The sequence below is a fragment of the Stenotrophomonas sp. HMWF023 genome (assembly GCF_003060985.1).
In the GTDB taxonomy this organism is placed as follows: domain Bacteria; phylum Pseudomonadota; class Gammaproteobacteria; order Xanthomonadales; family Xanthomonadaceae; genus Stenotrophomonas; species Stenotrophomonas lactitubi.
Window position 1 is genome coordinate 4,029 of the sequence record NZ_QAIJ01000085.1, and the last position, 4,646, is coordinate 8,674.

Consider the following 4,646-nt stretch of genomic DNA (forward strand, 5'->3'; position numbering starts at 1 on the left):
CCGTCAGCAAGCGCAGGGTCCGTGTTGTGGGGGAAGTCACGGCCGGGAAAACGTCTCTTTGATCAGTGAGCCTGGGCCGCACCGCGTTCGCGGGCGATCAGGTGGTCGGCAATGCGCAGCATGTCCGGGAAGCTCTTGCCCTTCACCAGGTACTTGCCGTTGACGATGATCGACGGGGTGCCGCTGATCTGGCTGCGCTGGGCGAACTGCTTGGCCGAGTTGGTCTTGGCATTGACCGCGAAGCTGCCCATGGTGGCGGCGAACTGCTTCGGATCCACGCCGTAGGCACCGTAGAACTTGGCGATGTCATCGACCGAATCGGCACCGCGCTCGCCCTTCAGGGTCTGCTGCGAGTGGATGGCCGAGTACAGCGCCTCGTGGGTCTTCTCCTGCACGCCCAGGGTCTGCGCGGCATAGAAGGCACGGGCGTAGTTGTCCCAGGTGCCGCCGAACATGGCCGGCACGTAGACGAAGTTCACATCGCTCGGCAGGCCGGCCTTCCACGGGCTGACCAGCGGCTGGAACGCCGCGCAGGCCGGGCAGACATAACCGAAGATCTCGACCACTTCGACCTTGCCGGCCGCCGGCTGGAACGGCTGGCCGTTCGGGATCAGCTGGTAATCGGCGCCTTCCACCGGGGCCGGGCCGGTCAGCGCGGCGGTGGTCGGGGCAGGGGCGGCGCTGGCGGCGGTCTTGTCACCTTCGGCAGCCGGTGCAGCGGTTTCGCCGCCTGCGGCCGGCGCGGCCGGTTCGGTGCTGGCCGGGGTCGCGGCCGGTTCTGCCGGGGCGGAGGTGTTGGCGGTGCCATCGTCGGCCTTGCAGGCCGCCAGGATCGGCAGCAGCGCTGCGAGGGCGAGGGCGGCGAAACGGGTCTTCATGGAAACGTCTCCAGCATCTGGAAAGGTGGGGCCGGCGTCAGGCGCCGGCCAGAGGGAAATGATGACATGCGGCGGCGACAGCGCCGTGTCGATGGTGTGTGTTGGTTCAGCGGCCGCGGGCGGCGCGGGCCTGGGCGATCAGCGCCGAGGCGATGCGCAGCTGGTCGTCGAAGCTCTTGCCACGGACCAGGTACTGGCCATTGATGATGATGGCCGGGGTGCCCGGCACCTGGGTGCGCTGGGCGAAGGCACGGGCGGCATCGACCTTCTTCTGTACCGCCTCGCCGCGCAGGGCCTGCGTGTAGCGCTCCGGGGTCACGCCGTAGGCCTTGTAGAAGCTGGCGAGCTCATCGGCCGAGACGTTCTGCATCGGCAGCGTGCCGTCATCGTGCAGGGCCTTGAACACGGCGGCGTGGCTGCGCTTGGCCACGCCCACTTCGTCGGCGGCGTAGTAGGCCAGGGCCCAGGAATCCCAGGCACCGCCGAAGGCGGCCGGGACCGGGGTGAAGCGCACGTCGGCCGGCAGCTTGGCGGCCCAGGCGGCCAACTGCGGTTCGAAATGGGCGCAGTGCGGGCAGGTGTAGCCGAACACCTCGACCACTTCGATCTTGCCGGCCAGCGGCTGGAACGGGCCGGGCTGGGCGATGCGCTCGTAGTCTTTGCCTTCGACCAGCGGGGCGTTGGCGGGGGTAGCGGCGCAGGCCGCCAACGGCAGCAGCACCAGCAGGGACAGCAGAAGGCGGGGAATCAACCTCATCGACACGCATCTCCGTTGAAAATGACAACGCCGGCGCAGCCGCCGGCGTGAAGGAAACATACCGCAGCGGCGGGCCGTCGTGGCGACCCGCGCCGACCAGTGGCGGTCAGGGGGCGGCGGCCGGTCGCGTCGAAGCGCCCTCGGCGGCGAGGTCGTCGGCCTTGTTGTGCAGGCCCTGCAGGTAGCTGGAAAGGGCCTGCACCTCCTGCTCGGTCAGCTTCTGCGCCACCGTGGCCATGATCTGGAAGTGCGCCTTGTCGGTCTCGTTGGTCTGCCCGGCCTGGTATTCCTGCAGGCGCCGGGCGACATAGCTGGCGTGCTGGCCGCCGATGTGCGGGTAGGCCGGGCCGGGGTTGCCGGCACCGCTGGGGCCATGACAGGCCATGCAGGCCGGCAGCCCGCGCTGGGCGTCGCCGCCGCGGTAGAGCTGCTGGCCGATCTGGTAGAACTTCATGCCCTTGTACGGGCCCTCGGCCACCAGCGTGTCGTCGGCGATGCCGGCGTTGGCCTTCTGGGTGGCGAAGAACGCGCCGATATCGCGCATGTCCTGCGGAGTGAGGTTCTGCACGAAGGGCACCATCGCCACGGCGGCGCCGGAACTGCGCTGGCCGTTGGCGATCAGGGCCATCTGCTGGGCGACGTAGCGCTCGCTCTGGCCAGCGATGCTGGGATACATCTCCACCGTGGAATTGCCATCGGCACCATGGCAGGCGGCACACGCGGTGGCCTTGGTCTGGCCGGCCTTGGCGTCGCCCCAGGTGGTCTTGCTGAAATCCACCTCGAGCGAGGCGGTCCTGATCGGGCCGTTGTCGGGCAGCGGGGTCAGCGTGGTCTGCGCAAAGGCAGCAGCGGCAACAACGGCAGTAGCAAGGGCGGATACGGCAAGAACGCGAGCGTGGCGCATGCTGAAGCTCCGTATGGACCGGCCGGGCGGCGGCGGCCGGCATCGCCCGGATTATCAACGCCGTTTCCGTACACGGTCAACGCAGCAGTGCAGCATTTTCCCGCGGGAGGCCCAAGGGCCGGGCGCGCGGCGCCGCAACATGCGATCCTATGCGCATGTCATTGCTCATCGAACGCGCCCAATACCACCTCTCTGCCCACAACATGGGGCAGCTGCCGCCCGATGAAGGGTCCGAAGTGGCCTTTGCGGGTCGCTCCAACGCCGGCAAGTCCAGCGCGCTCAACGCGCTGACCCGCCAGAACAGCCTGGCCCGGGTCTCCAAGACCCCTGGCCGGACCCAGCAGCTGGTGTTCTTCCAGGTCACCCCGGACGCCCATCTGGTCGATCTGCCCGGTTACGGCTACGCCAAGGTGCCGCTGGACCTGCAGGCGCACTGGCAGGCCTTCATCGACCGCTACTTCCGCACCCGCGAGGCTTTGAGGGGCCTGGTGGTGGTGATGGACATCCGCCATCCGCTGAAGGACTACGACCGGCAGATGCTGGCCTACGCCGTGCAGCGTGGCCTGCCGGCGCATGCGCTGCTGACCAAGGCCGACAAGCTGAGCCGCAGCCAGCAGATGCAGACCCTGCAGAAGGTGCGCAAGGAACTGCATTCTTCGTTCGGCGATACGGTGAGTGTGCAGGTGTTCTCTGGAGCGGCCCGTACCGGCGTCGAGGAAGCCCGCGGCATCATCGGCGGCTGGCTGGGGCTGGAATAAGGAACAGGGCGCCGGGCCTTGCCCGGCGACACTTTTGTAGAGCCGAGCCGACGCTCGGCTGCCGCGCGTAGCGCGGCGAGACCCTGATGGCCGAGCATGGGCTCGGCTCTACACGAGGTCATTTCAACGGCGAGAACTCTGCCGGCACCCACGCATAGGCCTTGCCTTCGCTGCGCACGTGACCCAGCCCGGGGAAGGGCAGGTGCGCGCCTGCGACCCACCAGCCCTTGGCGGTGGCCTCCTGCAACAGGCTGCGACGGCTGGCAGTAGCCGCCTTGCGGTCCGAATCAGCCTCGAATGCCGCTTCCGGGTGCGCGAACTGCACTGCATGGAAATGCAGCACGTCGCCCCACACCAGCAGTGACTGGCCTTGGCTGTCGAAGCGATAGGACACGTGCCCCGGCGTGTGGCCGTGGGTATCCATCGCCACCGCGTGGCCCGGCAGGGCGTCGCCAGGCTGGAAGGTGTGCAGGCGTCCAGCGGCCTGGTACGGCGCCACCGCGTTGCGCGCCAGCGCGAAGGCGAAGCGCACGCCTTGCGGCGCAGTGGCTTCGCTGGCCGGGTCCAGCCAATAGCGGGCATCGGCCTTGGACAGCCACACCGTCGCATTCGGATAGGCCGGCTTGCCCTGCGCATCGAGGATGCCGCACAGGTGATCGGGATGGGCGTGGGTCAGCAGCACCTCATCGATCTCGGCCGGGTTCACGCCCGCCGCGCGCAGGTTGCCCAGCACCTGGCCCTGGTCAGGGCCGAAGCACTGCGCGGTACCGGCATCGACCAGGGTCAGGTGCTTGCCCTGGCGCACCAGGAAGGCGTTGATCGCGGTCTGCAGGCCTTTCTTGTCTTCGGGCACGTAACGGCCTTCGAGCAGGCGGCTGACCAGTGTTGGCGGCACATCGACCACTTCCTGTCGGCCGAGCGCGACCACGCCGTCGAACAGGGCGGTGACCTGCAGCGCACCAATGCGCTGGTGTTGCACACCCGGCACCTGTTGGGTGGGAGCGGGCGAGGTGGCCTCGGCCAGCGCGGCCAGCGGCAGGGAGGACAGGGCCAGCAGCAGGGCGGCGCGCAGCGGCAGGTGGCGCAGGGTCATGGCGGTTCTTCTCGATGAGTGATGGGCAGGCCCGGTGCGCACAGCGTGCCGCGTTGAGCGTGCGTGCGGCGCTCAAACCACTGCGCGGAATGCTCAAGGGGGGTTATCGGCAGGGCTGCGCCCTGCACCCGCAGAGGCAACGGCAACGGCAACGGCCGAAGCAACAGCAGAAGCTGGCTTCCTGTGGGGAGGCGGGGTGGGTCCGGTTGCGGGGGACGCTGCAAGTACGTCCCTGTAAGCTCGGTCGCCGCATCCA

The 4,646-nt window shown here is 68.6% G+C and carries 5 protein-coding genes; 1 reads left to right on the plus strand and 4 read right to left on the minus strand.

Annotation, left to right across the window (positions count from 1 at the left end; all coding sequences use genetic code 11):
* Nucleotides 1–62: 62 nt before the first annotated feature.
* From DBR20_RS03935 to DBR20_RS03945, 3 genes are all read right to left on the minus strand, one after another.
* A complete protein-coding gene (locus DBR20_RS03935; protein ID WP_108265261.1) occupies nucleotides 63–878 on the minus strand; it encodes a thiol:disulfide interchange protein DsbA/DsbL in 816 nt (271 codons plus the stop codon).
* A 106-nt stretch (nucleotides 879–984) separates the two neighbouring features.
* Nucleotides 985–1,635, minus strand: a complete 651-nt coding sequence (locus tag DBR20_RS03940) for a thiol:disulfide interchange protein DsbA/DsbL (protein ID WP_108265262.1) — start codon at nucleotides 1,633–1,635, stop codon at nucleotides 985–987.
* Between the two features lie 106 nt (nucleotides 1,636–1,741).
* Nucleotides 1,742–2,539, minus strand: a complete 798-nt coding sequence (locus tag DBR20_RS03945) for a c-type cytochrome (protein WP_099820952.1) — start codon at nucleotides 2,537–2,539, stop codon at nucleotides 1,742–1,744.
* A gap of 155 nt (nucleotides 2,540–2,694) precedes the next feature.
* Here DBR20_RS03945 and yihA point away from each other — a divergent pair, with 155 nt between their 5' ends.
* Nucleotides 2,695–3,297, plus strand: a complete 603-nt coding sequence (yihA, locus tag DBR20_RS03950) for a ribosome biogenesis GTP-binding protein YihA/YsxC (RefSeq protein WP_108265264.1) — start codon at nucleotides 2,695–2,697, stop codon at nucleotides 3,295–3,297.
* A gap of 118 nt (nucleotides 3,298–3,415) precedes the next feature.
* Here the strand turns inward: yihA and DBR20_RS03955 are convergent, their stop codons facing one another.
* Nucleotides 3,416–4,390, minus strand: a complete 975-nt coding sequence (locus DBR20_RS03955; protein WP_108265263.1) for an MBL fold metallo-hydrolase — start codon at nucleotides 4,388–4,390, stop codon at nucleotides 3,416–3,418.
* Nucleotides 4,391–4,646: the final 256 nt, after the last annotated feature.